This window comes from Enterobacter sp. Acro-832, from assembly GCF_011752745.1.
In the GTDB taxonomy this organism is placed as follows: Bacteria; Pseudomonadota; Gammaproteobacteria; order Enterobacterales; family Enterobacteriaceae; genus Enterobacter; species Enterobacter quasiroggenkampii.
This window is the reverse complement of sequence record NZ_VWWX01000002.1, coordinates 468,987-482,896: the sequence shown is the minus strand read 5'-3', so window position 1 is coordinate 482,896 and position 13,910 is coordinate 468,987. Positions and strand designations below refer to the sequence as shown.

At 56.9% G+C, this 13,910-nt stretch carries 12 protein-coding genes and 1 tRNA gene; 8 read left to right on the top strand and 5 right to left on the bottom strand.

Going from position 1 to position 13,910, the window contains the following annotated elements; genetic code table 11:
• Window positions 1–2: 2 nt before the first annotated feature.
• Genes hpxO through F3J31_RS08680 form a run of 3 tightly spaced genes read left to right on the top strand, consistent with a single transcriptional unit; the run spans window position 3 to window position 3,156 of the window.
• Window positions 3–1,157: an FAD-dependent urate hydroxylase HpxO gene (gene hpxO / locus F3J31_RS08690; RefSeq protein WP_167212547.1), complete on the top strand. Its 1,155-nt coding sequence runs from the start codon at window positions 3–5 to the stop codon at window positions 1,155–1,157.
• A gap of 14 nt (window positions 1,158–1,171) precedes the next feature.
• Window positions 1,172–2,209, top strand: coding sequence for a molybdenum cofactor-independent xanthine hydroxylase subunit HpxD (gene hpxD / locus F3J31_RS08685; protein WP_167212544.1), 1,038 nt, complete (start codon window positions 1,172–1,174; stop codon window positions 2,207–2,209).
• Between the two features lie 11 nt (window positions 2,210–2,220).
• The gene (locus tag F3J31_RS08680) at window positions 2,221–3,156 is read left to right on the top strand and encodes a PDR/VanB family oxidoreductase (protein ID WP_167212542.1); all 936 of its coding nucleotides are present in this window, start codon (window positions 2,221–2,223) and stop codon (window positions 3,154–3,156) included.
• Between the two features lie 123 nt (window positions 3,157–3,279).
• Here the strand turns inward: F3J31_RS08680 and F3J31_RS08675 are convergent, their stop codons facing one another.
• The 4 genes from F3J31_RS08675 to F3J31_RS08660 are packed head-to-tail and all read right to left on the bottom strand — an operon-like array spanning window position 3,280 to window position 8,221.
• Window positions 3,280–3,879, bottom strand: a complete 600-nt coding sequence (locus tag F3J31_RS08675; RefSeq protein WP_167212539.1) for a DJ-1/PfpI family protein — start codon at window positions 3,877–3,879, stop codon at window positions 3,280–3,282.
• A gap of 22 nt (window positions 3,880–3,901) precedes the next feature.
• Window positions 3,902–5,092 carry a glycoside hydrolase family 88 protein gene (locus F3J31_RS08670; protein WP_045908342.1) on the bottom strand — a complete coding sequence of 397 codons (1,191 nt, stop codon included), beginning with the start codon at window positions 5,090–5,092 and terminating at the stop codon, window positions 3,902–3,904.
• Between the two features lie 13 nt (window positions 5,093–5,105).
• On the bottom strand, window positions 5,106–6,386 hold the full coding sequence (locus F3J31_RS08665; RefSeq protein WP_063621329.1) for an oligosaccharide MFS transporter: 1,281 nt from the start codon (window positions 6,384–6,386) through the stop codon (window positions 5,106–5,108).
• Window positions 6,383–8,221 (bottom strand): DUF2264 domain-containing protein, encoded by a 1,839-nt coding sequence (locus F3J31_RS08660; RefSeq protein ID WP_167212536.1) that lies wholly within the window; start codon window positions 8,219–8,221, stop codon window positions 6,383–6,385. Before F3J31_RS08660 ends, F3J31_RS08665 begins: the two co-directional genes overlap by 4 nt.
• A gap of 228 nt (window positions 8,222–8,449) precedes the next feature.
• On the opposite strand from F3J31_RS08660, the gene F3J31_RS08655 reads away from it, so the two are divergent.
• On the top strand, window positions 8,450–9,331 hold the full coding sequence (locus F3J31_RS08655) for an AraC family transcriptional regulator (RefSeq protein ID WP_167212533.1): 882 nt from the start codon (window positions 8,450–8,452) through the stop codon (window positions 9,329–9,331).
• Window positions 9,332–9,400: 69 nt separating this feature from the next.
• Here the strand turns inward: F3J31_RS08655 and F3J31_RS08650 are convergent.
• A tRNA-Ser gene (locus F3J31_RS08650) sits at window positions 9,401–9,488 on the bottom strand.
• Between the two features lie 278 nt (window positions 9,489–9,766).
• On the opposite strand from F3J31_RS08650, the gene F3J31_RS08645 reads away from it, so the two are divergent.
• The 4 genes from F3J31_RS08645 to F3J31_RS08630 all read left to right on the top strand — a co-directional run bounded on the left by F3J31_RS08645 (window position 9,767) and on the right by F3J31_RS08630 (window position 13,816).
• Entirely contained in the window at window positions 9,767–10,903 is a 1,137-nt protein-coding gene (locus F3J31_RS08645) for a D-alanyl-lipoteichoic acid biosynthesis protein DltD (protein WP_167213143.1), read from the top strand.
• A gap of 128 nt (window positions 10,904–11,031) precedes the next feature.
• Window positions 11,032–12,150 carry an MBOAT family O-acyltransferase gene (locus tag F3J31_RS08640; protein ID WP_048222390.1) on the top strand — a complete coding sequence of 373 codons (1,119 nt, stop codon included), beginning with the start codon at window positions 11,032–11,034 and terminating at the stop codon, window positions 12,148–12,150.
• A complete protein-coding gene (locus F3J31_RS08635) occupies window positions 12,147–13,580 on the top strand; it encodes an AMP-binding protein (protein ID WP_111966963.1) in 1,434 nt (477 codons plus the stop codon). Before F3J31_RS08640 ends, F3J31_RS08635 begins: the two co-directional genes overlap by 4 nt.
• A gap of 17 nt (window positions 13,581–13,597) precedes the next feature.
• Window positions 13,598–13,816, top strand: a complete 219-nt coding sequence (locus F3J31_RS08630) for an acyl carrier protein (protein ID WP_008499867.1) — start codon at window positions 13,598–13,600, stop codon at window positions 13,814–13,816.
• The last annotated feature ends 94 nt before the right edge of the window (window positions 13,817–13,910 follow it).

The following is a 13,910-nucleotide window of genomic DNA, read 5'->3' as shown; positions in this document are numbered from 1 at the left end:
GCATGAGAGCAATCGTTATTGGTGCGGGTATTGGCGGCCTGAGCGCCGCCGTCGCGCTCAAGAAAGCGGGCATCGACTGTACCGTGTTTGAAGCCGTAAAGGAGATCAGGCCCGTCGGGGCGGCCATCTCCATCTGGCCGAACGGCGTGAAATGCATGCAACACCTCGGCATGGGCGACATCATCGAGACCTGGGGCGGGCCGATGCGTTTTATGGCCTATAAGGATTACCGGCGCGGCGATACCCTGACCCGCTTTAGCCTTGCCCCGCTGGTTGAGCGTACCGGCGGGCGTCCCTGCCCCGTCTCGCGCGCTGAGCTTCAGCGCGAAATGCTGGACTTCTGGGGGCACGACAAGGTGCAGTTCGGCAAGCGCGTCGAACGCGTTCATGAAGACGAGGCTGGCGTGAGCGTCACCTTCACCGATGGCAGCACAGCTGCCGGGGATTTCCTGATTGCCGCCGACGGCAGCCACTCGGCGGTTCGCCCGTACGTGCTGGGGTATACCCCCGAGCGCCGCTACGCCGGCTACGTGAACTGGAACGGTCTGGTGAAGATTGACGAAGAGATCGCCCCGGCGCACCAGTGGACCACCTTCGTTGGCGAAGGCAAACGGGTGTCGCTGATGCCCGTCTCCGGTGGACGCTTCTACTTCTTCTTTGACGTGCCGCTCCCTGCGGGTCTGGCGGAGGATCGCACTACCCTGCGCGCCGACCTCACGGGCTACTTCCGCGGATGGGCGCCGCCGGTGCAGACGCTTATCGCGGCGCTGGATCCTGAAACCACCAACCGCATTGAAATCCACGACATTGAGCCGTTCGACAGCCTGGTACGCGGCAACGTCGCGCTGCTGGGCGATGCCGGACACAGCACCACACCGGATATCGGCCAGGGCGGCTGCGCAGCGATGGAAGACGCCGTGGTGCTGGGGGAATGCCTGCGTGAAAACCACAACATCACGCTGGCGCTTCGGCAGTACGAGGCGCTGCGCTGCGACCGGGTGCGTGACCTGGTGCTGAAGGCGCGTAAGCGCTGCGACGTCACCCACGGCAAAGACATGGCGTTGACGCAAGCCTGGTATCAGGAGCTTCGCGAGGAGACCGGAGAGCGCATCATCAACGGTCTGTGCGAGACCATTCAGGGCGGCCCGTTAGGCTGAATGTAAGAGGGATAATGATGAAAAGAGAACCGACTCCACCCGCCCACTGTACGTTTGAGCCAGAGGACTGGCTGCGTCTGGCGAAATGCTGGCATCCGGTCGCGCGTGCCTGCGACGTCGGTCCGGCGCCGGTCAAAGCGACGCTACTGGATGAACAGCTGGTGATTTACCGCATTAACGACCAGGTCGTGGTCGCCCGTGACGTTTGCCCGCACCGCGGCGTGCCGCTGACGCTCGGCTTTCACGACGAGCACGGGATTATCTGCCCCTATCATGGCTTACGCTTTGGGGAGGACGGGCGCTGCAACCGTATTCCCTCCAGCCCCGACCAGCCCGTTCCGGTGAAGCTGAACCTGATTAACTACGCCGTGGAGGAGCGGTTCGGGCTCATCTGGACCTGCCTGGCGTTTGATCCGGAAAACCCCGCGCCGCTGCCCACCATGCCGCACTGGGATGACGACGGATTTCAGCAGATTAACTGCCCGGCGTTTGAGGTCAACGGCTTTGCCGGACGTCAGGTAGAGGGTTTTCTGGACGTGGCGCACTTTGCCTGGATCCACACTGATACTTTTGCGGACCCGAATAACCCGCTGGTGCCCCACTATCAGCCTCAGGAGACGCCGTTTGGCTTCGTGGCAGATTACTGGAGCTCCGTGAGCAACTATCCCGCCAGTTCCCCCGTGCAGGCTCCGGAAGGGTTCCAGTGGTTGCGCCATTTTGAAATGCACCTGCCGTTCACCGCCACTCTGACGATTCATTTTCCGGGTGAGTCGAGACTGGTCATTATGAACGCCGCATCGCCGGTGTCATCGCGCGTGACCCGCATGTTCGCCCCTATCGCCCGCAATTTTGACCTGCATATTCCGGTGGAGGATGTGCATGCCTTCAATCTGCGGATTTTTGAAGAGGACCGTCTGATGGTGGAAACCCAGCGCCCGGAAAGCCTGCCGCTGGACCTGACCCTGGAAGCGCATATCCCCGCAGATAAAAGCTCGATTGCCTACCGTCGGGGACTGAAAAAGATGGGCTTTGGCGAGTTTTTCCTGGTATGACGGAGGCCAATATGCTGAGCGTGATTGTTGACGGGTTGTGGCGCGAGGGCGACAAAAGCCTCGCCGTCAGGCTGGTGGCGGAAGACGGCGAAGCGCTGCCACCGTGGCAGCCCGGTGCGCACATTGATGTTCACCTGCCCTGCGGCGTGGTTCGCCAGTATTCCCTGACCGGAGCGTGTGGCGGCGAGAGCTACCTGATCTGCGTGGGGCGGGAAACCGCCTCGCGCGGCGGGTCGCGCTACGTTCACGAGACGCTGCGTCCCGGGCAGAAGCTGATGATATCGGCCCCGCGCAACCTGTTTCCGCTTCAGCAGGCAGAGCGGGTTTTGCTCCTGGCGGCGGGAATTGGCATTACGCCGCTGTATGCGATGGCCCTGCAGCTGAAGGCGACCGGAACGCCGTTCACGCTGCACTACTACGTCAGGAACCGGGAAAGCGCGGCGTTTACGCGCGAACTCTCGCTTTGCGATGAGTGCATCATTCATACCGCCAGCCCGCGCACCGCGCTGGCGGAACATCTCCCGGCGGCCGAATCGGGCCTTCACGCCTGGGTCTGTGGTCCGGCAGGTTTTATGGAAAAAGTGCGTGAGGTCGCCACGGCAAAGGGATGGGATGACGCCCATCTTCACAGCGAGGCGTTTCAGCCCGTTGCGCCCGCCGCAGGCGGTGAAACCGGGGAGATCTTCACGGTCAAGCTGGCCTCCACCGGGGAGCGCTGGCCGGTGCCTGCGGATAAAACCATCGCCCAGGTGCTGCAGGAAAATGGCGTGGCAGTCCCGCTTTCCTGTGAGATGGGGATCTGCGGAGCCTGCCTGACGCCGGTGATTGACGGCGTGGTGGATCACCGGGATAGCGTGCAGTCGGAGGCGGAAAAAAGCGCAACGGACCAGCAGGTGGCGCTGTGCTGCTCGCGGAGCCATTCCGGGGAGCTGGTGATTGGGCTGTAAACCGTCTGCACACGCTTTCTTGCCGGGTGGCGCTGCGCTTACCCGGCCTATAATCCGTAACAATATCAATATATTGCACTATTCATTGTAGGCCCGTGCAAGCGTAGCGCCGCCGGGCGAAACTTACAAATCGCGCTTTGCCAGCCCGTAAACGGGCTCGCTATCCTGCCACGCATAATCAATATGGCTGGCCTGCTCGCGCGCCAACGCGTCATCGCCCTGCAATCGCGCCGCCAGGGTAAAGGCGAAATCAAACACTTTACCCAGCCCACGGCCGCTCAGCAGATTGCCGTCTTCCACCACGTCGGCATCGACGTAGATGCCATCGCTGACTGTTTTCCACAGATCGCCGGAACAGACATAGCGACGCCCCTTCAGCAGTCCATTGCCGCCCAGTACGCGGGCGGCGGCGGAACAAATTGGGCAGATATATTTGCCCGCTTCATCGTGGCGGCGGACGAAGGCAATGACCTCCGCGCTTTTCGCCAGGTTAATGCTGCCTTGCGGGCCGCCCGGTAACACCACGGCGTCAAAGGTCCGGTCGAGGCTGGCCTGCAGAGTACTGTCCGCCACCATAGGGATGGCGTGATAGCTCACCACTTCGCGACTCTCGCCGCAGGCAATCGTCTGCACCGAAATATTCAGGCGGCGCAGGATATCGATAGTGACAATCGCTTCCCCCTCTTCAAAACCAGGGGCTAATAGCACGGCTACGCTTTTCATTTTGCTCTCCATTGCTTAAGGGTTACCAGTACGGGTGCCAAATCTGTCGCAGCCGCGCCAGCAGTTCAAGATAGAAATAGTCTCCCCAGCTACAGCATTGATCGACGCCCTTACCGCTGCCCATATGATAAACCGAGTGCTGCAGCAGCCCTTCGGTCGGATCGTCGTCGTGAGCAAGGTAGTTATCGGTCAGCGACAGCGCAATACGCAGCGCCATCTCTTCATAATACGCACGGTTTGCGTCGAGCGTCGGCAGCGCCTTGACCAGCTCCAGCAGGCCACAGGCGGCAATCGCCGCCGCTGAACTGTCGCGCACGGCGTCGGTACCGAGCAGCGCCAGATCCCAGTGGCAAACATCATCTTCCGGCAGACGGTTGAGGAAGTAATGCGCCAGGCTGCGGGACAGCTCCACCATCTGCTTATCGCCGGTGTGCTGATAGCTGAGCAGGAAGCCGTAAATGCCCCATGCCTGGCCGCGCGACCAGCACGAGGTATCGCTGTAGCCCTGATGGGTGTTGCCAAAGCGCGGCTCACCCGTCTGCACATCCATATAGTAAGTGTGATAAGTCGAGGCATCTTCACGCACGATATAGTTCGCGGCCTGTCCGGCATGAGCCGTCGCCGCCTGCGCATAGCGCGGATCCCCGGTCTGTTCGCTGGCCCAGTACAGCAGCGGCAGGTTCATGTTGCAGTCGATGATCATTCTCCCCTGCTGCTCCGGGTCGTTTAAATCACCCCACGCCTGAATAATGTTGGCCGTCGGGTTAAAACGCTCCATCAGGCGCTCGGCTGCCAGCAGCGCCGACTGGCGAGCGGCTTCGTTGCCGGTGAGGCGCCAGGCGCTGATGCAGGAGAGCGAATAGAGGAACCCGAGATCGTGCGTTGCGGTATCGATGCGCTGCTCAATACGCCGGGCGAACGACGGTAAATAGCGTTCGGCGGCTTCGCGATAATGCGCTTTGCCGGTCATCTCCCACGCCAGCCACAGCTGGCCAGGCCAAAAGCTGGTGGTCCATTCCACGTTATCGGTGCGCGGCCAGACCCCCTTCTCACAGGCCTCGCCGGGGAACTTATCGCCGAAGGCGACAATATTGTTGTCGAGCTTGCGCGTGACGCGGGCTAACGCCGCTTCCAGCTTCTGGCTCAGTGCCAGGCGATCGACCTGATGCAGTTCGATCGGCCGCAGCGCTTCGGTGATAACAGATTTGGTCATAACAACTCCTGAATTAATGTTTGGCCGGTTCAACCGGGGCGGTATCTAAAGCCGGAGCAAAGGATCGTGAGTCATCGCGCGTCGACTGGCAGCGCGACAGCGTAAAGGCGGAAATCAGCGTAAATACCAGGGCGCAGCTGCCCATCAGCAGATAGGTATGCTCAAAGCCAATCTTGTCGTACAGATAGCCGGCAGGTGGGGCGACCACAATCGAACCCACGTAAATCATCGCCTGGTAGCCCAGCAGGTACATCGTGGCGTTAACCCGACGATGGAAATGTTCGGCAATGTATTTGAAGACGGAGATGAGCAGCAGCGCGATCTCGACGCCATAAAACGGTTTGATGATGGAGATAACAATCGGGTCACTGGTCAGCCCGGAGGCGATCAGCCGTGCCCCGACCACGCAGCCGCAGAACAGCAGGCCGCGCTTAGCACCGTAGTGGTTCACCAGCCACGGGATAAACATCATCATCACGAACTCCATCCCCGACTGGACGGTACTCAGGTAGCCGTACCAGGCATTCCCCTGCTCTTTGGTGGCGAAGAACGAGACGAAGTAGCGCGGGAACTGCTGTTCGGCGATAAACATCATCCACGCGACCCCAGCGACATAGAGGCTGAACATCCAGAATTTGCGGTTTTTCAGGAGCATCAGCACATCGGCGAAGACGATCTTATTAGCGGAAATGACGCTGTTATTGCGCAGCTGCTCATCGCCGATTTTGAGGCTAATCAGCACCAGCAGCATCAGTACCGAGGTACCGCTGCTGAGGAGAAAGTTGGCCAGCGGGGTGACGTTAAACAACAGCCCGGAGACCGACGCCGCCATCGCCCAGCCCAGTGAGCCCCACATTCTGATGCGGCCAAACTCCAGCCCGTACAGGCGGCTAAAGCGGTCGGCGTAAGATTCAGACGCCGCCACACCGGCGTACCAGCCCAGGCTCAGATACAGCGCGCCGATGATAATCCCCGCCATCGCATGGCTTTGCAGCAGCGGCTGGTAAACCAGCGCAAAAAACGGCGCCATCAGCGCAGAAATTGCGCAGACAAAATAGAGCAGCCACTTGCTCATGCCGATTTTGTCCATGATGTAGCCGTACACCGGCTTCAGAACCACCGCGAAGACGCCATTTATAGCGAACACGCTGCCGATGGTGACGCTATCGAGGCCCACTTTCTGGCTCAACCACAGGGCGTACAGGCCAAAGCTGGATGACCACGTGAAGAAGTAAAGGAAAATAAAGGTACTCATTTTGTACTGCGCGGCGCGTACGGACGATGATGTGCTCATAGCGATGCCTCCGGAGCCAGAACGAGCGTCGTTTCTTGTCGTGCCGTCACGAAGCGTACCGCGTCATCGCTAATGAAGGCCTGCGGGCAGCGTTGCGGATCGAAGTCGGCGGCATTTCCCGCCCACACCGCGCTGATTAACACATGCGTACCGGGGTCGAGCTCGCCGCGCAGCACCGGCACCGCCGCGCGCTCGGCGAACAGCAGATTACTGTTTGGCGGCGTCAACACCGTCTCGCCGCGGCGAGCGCGCGGATGTAAACAGAAAATGGCTGAGACATCCCGGGCATTGCGTAACCAGCAGGCGCCGTCACTCTCGTGTACCTGCGGCTGCGGGCGGTTTGCCAGGCTAAAGCCGCCTTCCGCACAATCCAGCGCGCGCCGGGTATCGATACGATGAACGCGCAGCTGCCAGTCGCCCAGCGCCAGCAGCCAGCTATCAATCACCACGTCGTGCCACGGCAGCCAGCGGCTGTATATAGTGCCGTCAGCGGTGACCACGTGCTGACATTCGCGACGGCCACGCCAGTAGTTGTCCTTTTCGGCCAGCAGCAGCATCGAATCGGGCGCGGCATGGTTCAGGCCGTAGCGGCCGCGTTCGATGGTGAAGCCAAAACGGGTGGAATAGGCAAATTTGCAGTATTTCGCTTCGGTGTTCACGAAGTTGTTCAGCTCCAGCTGGCCGGACGTCAGCATCCACAGGTGGTCGGCCTGATGTACCACCACCTGATCCGCGTGGGCTATCGTGTGCTGCGCGGGCAACGGCGGCAGCGGCAGCTCAGCCGCCTGCCAGAAGGCATCGCCCTCATCTAATGCCAGCACCAGCAGGGTCTTCAGGCCCCAGTACGGCGACCCCGGCGCGTTGTAATCTTCCGCCATCGCCAGGTTCGGATAGCTGTAACCGACGCTCAGTACGCCGTCGCGGTCGAATATCGGCTGCTTCAGCCACCAGCGCAGATGACGCAGGACGATGCCCTTCATCACGCCGGGCGAAAAGACTTCCAGCCCGGCGAAGGCCGCCGCACTCCAGAATGCCGCCTCGGCAAAGCGGTAGGTCAGGCTACGGCCAAACGGGATCGCCGCGCCGTCTTCGGCAAAGAAATGGATGAAGTCAGAGGAGAAACGCGCGGCCCGATCGCGCAGCGTTGCACAGCGCTGTGGATCGATCCCGGCCATGAGCTTCGCGTAAATCAGGCCATAGAAATGGAAGCCCATCGAGATGTAATAGTCGCGCGGCCGTCCCGGACCATCGGAATACCAGCCATCGCCGAGGTAGTAGTGCTCCATGGCAGCAAAATGATCTTCCAGCGCCTGCGGGTTGGTCGGCATGCCGCAATAATGGAAGCCGACCTGCACCAGAATCGGGAAGAAGTGCCAGTTGTTATCGGGGATTTCCTGGGTCTCGCACTGCTTTAGCCAGCGCCATAAATGCCCTTTCTCCGTCTCAGTGAAGTGTGCCAGTACGGTTTCACCCGCCAGCGCCAGCAGCAGCCCGTAGGCCGCCATCTCGACGATTCGCTGATCGTAAGGCCCGACATCGCCCCAGTAATCGGCATGCTGCGGATCGGTGCCGTTTTTTATCGCCTGTAAATAGAATGAGAAGTGCTGCGGCTCGCTGCCGCCAGCTAACAGCGGCGTCACGCCCCACAGCAGGCGGGAAAACGTTTCCATGCTCGCCACCTGCTGACCGTAGTGAGCGGTAAAGTTCGCTAAATCAATGCGGCTGGCGTCTTTTTTAAACCAGGACGCCACCGCGTTCAGCATGTCGTTGACCAGCCGTAGCACCTCTTCCCGGCTTGTCAGTGGATTATCCAGATGAATATTTTCAGGTTGCACAGGGTCCTCCCGCATTACACGAGGGTAGAGATAAGTTATTGTTATTAGGCTTTTTAAAGCCACGAGTGCGACGTCTGAATGAAGAGTAACTGCTTTTATTCCTGGCGCTGAGTGAGCAGACTCACAAAATTAAACCGCCATTTCATTTTTTCTGGATTTTGTCGAATGCGAGGGGGATAAATTACAAATGATGGCCTAAAAATTTAAATCTGTTGTTCTGGAGGTAATATGGGTGAAACGCAACTACTGGAACGCATTACGCTCGATCGGCAGGCCATTTCTTTTAACCGCATGTACACCACCAGCGCGATTTACTACCACTGGCATCAATGCGTTGAATTGCTCTATATCTCCAGCGGCTACGGCATCGTGGTGGTGGATAACCAGCACTACACCGCCCGTCCGGGGCGACTCTTTATCTTCCCGCCCTTCCGTTTGCACAAAGTGCAGGTCGATCATAGCGATAAGAACCCCTATCACCGCACGACCATGCACATTGAGCAATCGGTCGTCGAAAGTGCGCTCGGCGCCTTCCCGCGCCATCAGGCCCGGTTCGCCGCGCTGGCCGCCAGCAATCTGCCAGCACAGATTTACGATCTCAGCACTCACGCGGCGTTTATCGAGAGGATCCTTGAACAGTTTCAGCGCCTGGAGGGCAACGAGCAGACAGAGGCCTGCGAGGTGGCCTTTCTGATGATGCAGCTCATGACGTTTCTGCCCGAGCAGCCGCAGCCCTACCCGCCGCGCCAGCAGACCGTCGCCTCGCGGATTATGAGCTGGGTCGAAGCCCACTATGCCAGCAAGTTTTCGCTCGACCAGTTAGCCCACGACCTGGGGCTTTCACGCAGCTATACCTCACGCATTTTCCGCCAGCAGACCGGCGGTACCATCCACGAATATTTGCTGACCCGGCGAATAAAAAGCAGCTGCGAGCTGTTACGGTACAGCGATGAGCCTGTTGACGCTATTGCCCTGGCAGTCGGGTTTAGCGAGGTGACCTATTTCATTACCTGCTTTAAAAAGATGATGCGTCAGACGCCACTGCAGTATCGGCGCAGTATCCGCTGCACCAGGATTCCCTCTCAGGGCGATTTTGGACAGGTTTGCTGAACCTCAGCCTGGCCAGGGGATTTTATGCACAAAAAAACCCAGGTCGCATAACGACCTGGGTTTCGAATTTGGCGGAAGCGTAGAGATTCGAACTCTAGAACCCTTTCGGGTCGCCGGTTTTCAAGACCGGTGCCTTCAACCGCTCGGCCACGCTTCCAAAGTGAGGCGCACTATAAACATCTATTAGCGCCTTGTAAAGCAGGAATTTTTCTATTTTTCCCCACACGCGTTTGACTGCGCAAAAAGTCACCCGCACGCTGACCTCACGTCACTCTCCACGACCTTGTACATACCGTAACATAGCAACGCTCATCCTTTTAAATCGCTCTGGTATAGAATGCCACAAAAATAGACGGTCATTTGTAGTGTAATTGTTATAAATCTGAATTCCCGCAGATTTTAGACATTACTGCCATGCAGTGTTACGGGTTGATGATGAAAATCAAGAATACGCTTTGCTTACATATCCTGATGGCAACCCTGGCCATTTTGTTCCTTTGTATTCACCCGCTGGTGACGAGCTTCGATCCACCGCTCGCCTTCCAGCCGCTGATTAAATCAATGGCGGGCACGCCTAAAGAACAAGCGGAAAAAATTGCCACTATTTCTCATGCCTTAGAAGGGAATGCGATATTCTTCATTGGTGCGTCTGAGGTAGCGACCTCAGAAGATGAACATTACGCTGTCTATAATTATTTTAATAAGCAATTACACAAACCCGTCGTGGCGTATGGCGATGCGTTTGTTGATGACGAAACGCAGTTTTTACTGTTCTCACGTTTTAAAAATAGTCTTAACGCAAACAGTAAAGTTGTTTTGCTTCTGGCACCCGACAGCTTTTACTCAAAAGGTCTGCCACCCGCTATCTATGCCGATAATTTCCCGGGCTCTGTTTTTAATCCTTTGATGAAGGATCCGCAGGCGCGCCCAATATTAGTCAATTATTTAAAACATATTGATAGTAAAGAAATAAGCCATTTAACCTTTGGTCAAATGCGTGTCTTTGGCTGGCACCTCGATCTGATATGGGACGAGGTGAGTTTCCAGTTTGCCAACGTCTGCACCATGATAAAAAACGACTGGCTGGCGCTGCTCAACGTTACGCCCCGGACGGTACAGCCGTGGCCGCCGCAGCCAACCACCCATATTGCCCCAGACTGGGATAAAGAGCTGGCGAATGCCCGCGAGTTAAATAAAAAACGCCTGCAGAGCGCGGCCACCCTGTGGATGGACAAAACGATTTACGAGGAGGACGGTACGCGACAGCAATGGGATGACACGCCGGTCGTACCTGCGCAAATTGCCGCGTTCAGAAAAACCGTCCAGCTGCTGAAAGACCGTCACGTGCAGGTGATTGCTATCGTCGACCCGGTTAACCCCTGGGCGCTTTACAATACCGATACCTTCCGCCCGGTTGATAAGCAAATTCAAACCATTCTGGAAGCGAACCAGATCCCCTATTTAGATATGTACGCCATGCCTTATCAGAATGGCTGGAACTGGGATCGTTTGCACCCTTCCGAGCTGGCCTGGGTTCCTATGATTCGCTTTATTGCACAGAGCTTTAAATAATGAAAATCGCGATCCGTCTTTTTTTCCTTTATCTCCTGCTGGCGATCACTATCGTCGCGTGGACCTCTGTCGATGACAGCATGAGTATGCAGCTGCATTTTGAATATCAAAAGTTCTGAGGCCGAATGATGTATAGCTCAGGCATGTTTTTTGTCTATTTGTTTTCATCCGCCCTGGCGTTTGCGCTGGTCAATCGTGTATTACGTCATCGCCTGACGTATTTATCGGCGTTATCCGTCCTCGCCGCATTAGGCTGGGGCTATATTTTTCAGGGTGATTACCGTGTTCCCGCGGTCGTTTTTTTCAGTTTTTACCTTGTCGCCACGTTAAAAGAAAAAGGATGGTTAAAAACCTGGCAGGCGATTGTGTTAACGCTGCTGCCTTTATTTTTGGTGAAATTGCACCTTAATCATCATCTCGGCATGATCGGCCTCTCTTTTATGACGTTCCGCGCGGTGGATGTGCTGCTCTATCGCAGTAAAAAAGAAGGGCAGAATTTCCTGCATTATTTCTGCTATCTGTTTATGCCCTTTATTATTCTGGCGGGCCCAATGTATCGCTGGCGGACATGGATGAGCGACGTCAGTAAGCCCGTCTTTGCCCTTAATCGCGAACAGTTTTTAGTGGCACTGGAGCAAATCATTACCGGCATTGTCCAGAAGTTCCTGTTTGCCATGCTGGTTGATTCACTTGTCGTGCAGCCCTGGAGCCATAAGCCGTTTACGCTGACCGTGGGCGTGGTGATGTCGATTGCCTATAGCGCCTACCTCTACTTTGATTTTGCGGGCTACAGCAATATGGCCATCGGTGCGGGCCGCCTGTTTGGGTTGAATATTCCGGCAAACTTCAATATGCCGCTTCTGGCAAAGAATCCGCAGGACTTCTGGCGCCGCTTCCACATTAGCCTGTCTGAATGGCTGCGCGATGTGGTCTTTATGCCCGTTTATATGAACCTGATGAAGTTCAACTTTTTCCGTCAGAACAAAACGCTGGCGCAAAATATCGGTATTTTTTGCACCCTGTTTTGCATGGGGGCATGGAATGGCCTGGAACGCCATTACGTCATCAGCGGCGCGCTGTTTGGCGCCATCTCTGTCGCTCACAACATGCTGCTGTGGTCAGCCAAACGCAGCCCGGCGTTACACCGCGGGTTGCAGTATCCGGCTGTTGCGTTTTTGGGACGCATTCTGACGCTGGGAAGCGCCGCGGGCTCCCTTTACATCTTTAGTGGAATGTCACCTCTATGAAAAATCACTCCGATCTTCAGGAACTGCAGGATTTCTTGCGTGCGGCATTATACGATCCCGCCTCCCCGCAGCAGCTGGCCATCAGCGGCAGCGACGAAGCCTTAAGCTGGCTGCAGCTTTCCGCTGCCGTGACGGACTGGGCTCAGCGCTATCAGGGTTGCCAGCCTGTTGCCGGTACGCCGGTCGTCTTGTACGGACACCAGCAGGCCGAGTTCGCCGTGGCGATTTATAGCTGCCTGCTGCACAACATTCCGTACATTCCGGTGGACTGCATTTACCCGCAGGAGCGCCTGCGGGAGATCTGCCATCTGGCCAGCGCCCCTTACTATTATGACGTCGCGACCCGGCAGTTCATCGCCACGGGTGAACCGGGCAAAGTGCTGGAGGAGCAGGATCTGGCCTATATCATGTTTACCTCAGGCAGCACCGGCAAGCCTAAAGGGGTGCAGATTGGGCGTGAAAGCGTGTGGCACTTCATGAAATGGGTCAGCCAGGACTTTTCGCTGCCGGAAAAACCGGTCCTGATGAACCACGCGGTGTTCAGTTTTGACCTCTCCCTGATCCCTTTGCTGGCGAATCTGGCGATGGGTGGACACATCGTGCTGAACGCCAAAGACGATATTCAGAAAGAGAACTGGCTGGAGCGACTGAAAAGCAACGCCGTCTCCGCCTGGGTTTCCACCCCCTCTTTTGCGTATCAGCAGCTACTTTCCCCGCAGTTCAACAGCGAGTATTTGCCTGCGCTGAGCGTCTTTATCTTCATTGGTGAAGTGTTGAATAAAGCGCTGGTCAAACAGCTGCGCCGCCGTTTCCCGCAGGCCAAAATTATTAACTCCTATGGCCCAACAGAAGCGACCATCGCAACAACCGTCGTCGAGATCACGGATGCAATCCTGAACAGCGACAGCGCCGTGCTGCCGGTGGGGGTCATGATGCCTGAGAGCAGAATGGAAATTTCCGCTGAAGGCGAGCTGATCATCTGGGGGAAAAACGTCATGCGCGGCTACCTCGGCCTGCCGCAGGAGAACGCGGCGAAATTACTTCATCGGGAAAACGAGGCGTTTCGCGGCTACCGGACCGGCGATCTGGGTTATGAAGCGGGGCTCATCTACTGTCAGGGCCGCAACGACAGCCAGGTCAAACTGAATGGCTACCGTATTGAAATTAACGAGATCGAAAACCGCCTGCTGGCGATGTCCGGCATCAACGAAGCGGTGGTTCTGCCGCTGATGAAATCCTGCGGCAGCGTGCTGCGCATTGCCGCGTTCTGCGTGACGGAGCTGGCGCCGGATACCATTAAAACCTCGCTGTCGAAGGTGGTTCCCCACTATATGGTGCCTTCACAAATTATCGTAAAAGACGCTTTGCCGCTGAATCCTAACGGCAAAATTGACCGCAAGTTGCTGGACGCTTACGCCCGCACAAATTAATGACCCCAGGAAAAATTATGGAACAAGAAATTCTCGCCCTGTTCGAAAAAGTGTTATCCCGCAAGGTGGGCTTTCACGATGAACTGATTGAATCCGACATTCTCGACTCCATCCTGGCGGTCGATATGGTCCTGGAAGTACAGGACGTTTACGGCTGCATGATCCCGCCGACAGACGTGGCGACGGTGCTGAAAACCCCGGCGGACCTGGCCCGCTATATTGAAGAAAACCGCTAAACGCCTCTGCTGTTAATCCTGTCCTGAAGGCTCTGGCGCATCGCGCCAGAGCCCAGACGCAAAATGAATATCCTTCACCGGAATTAAACCAACC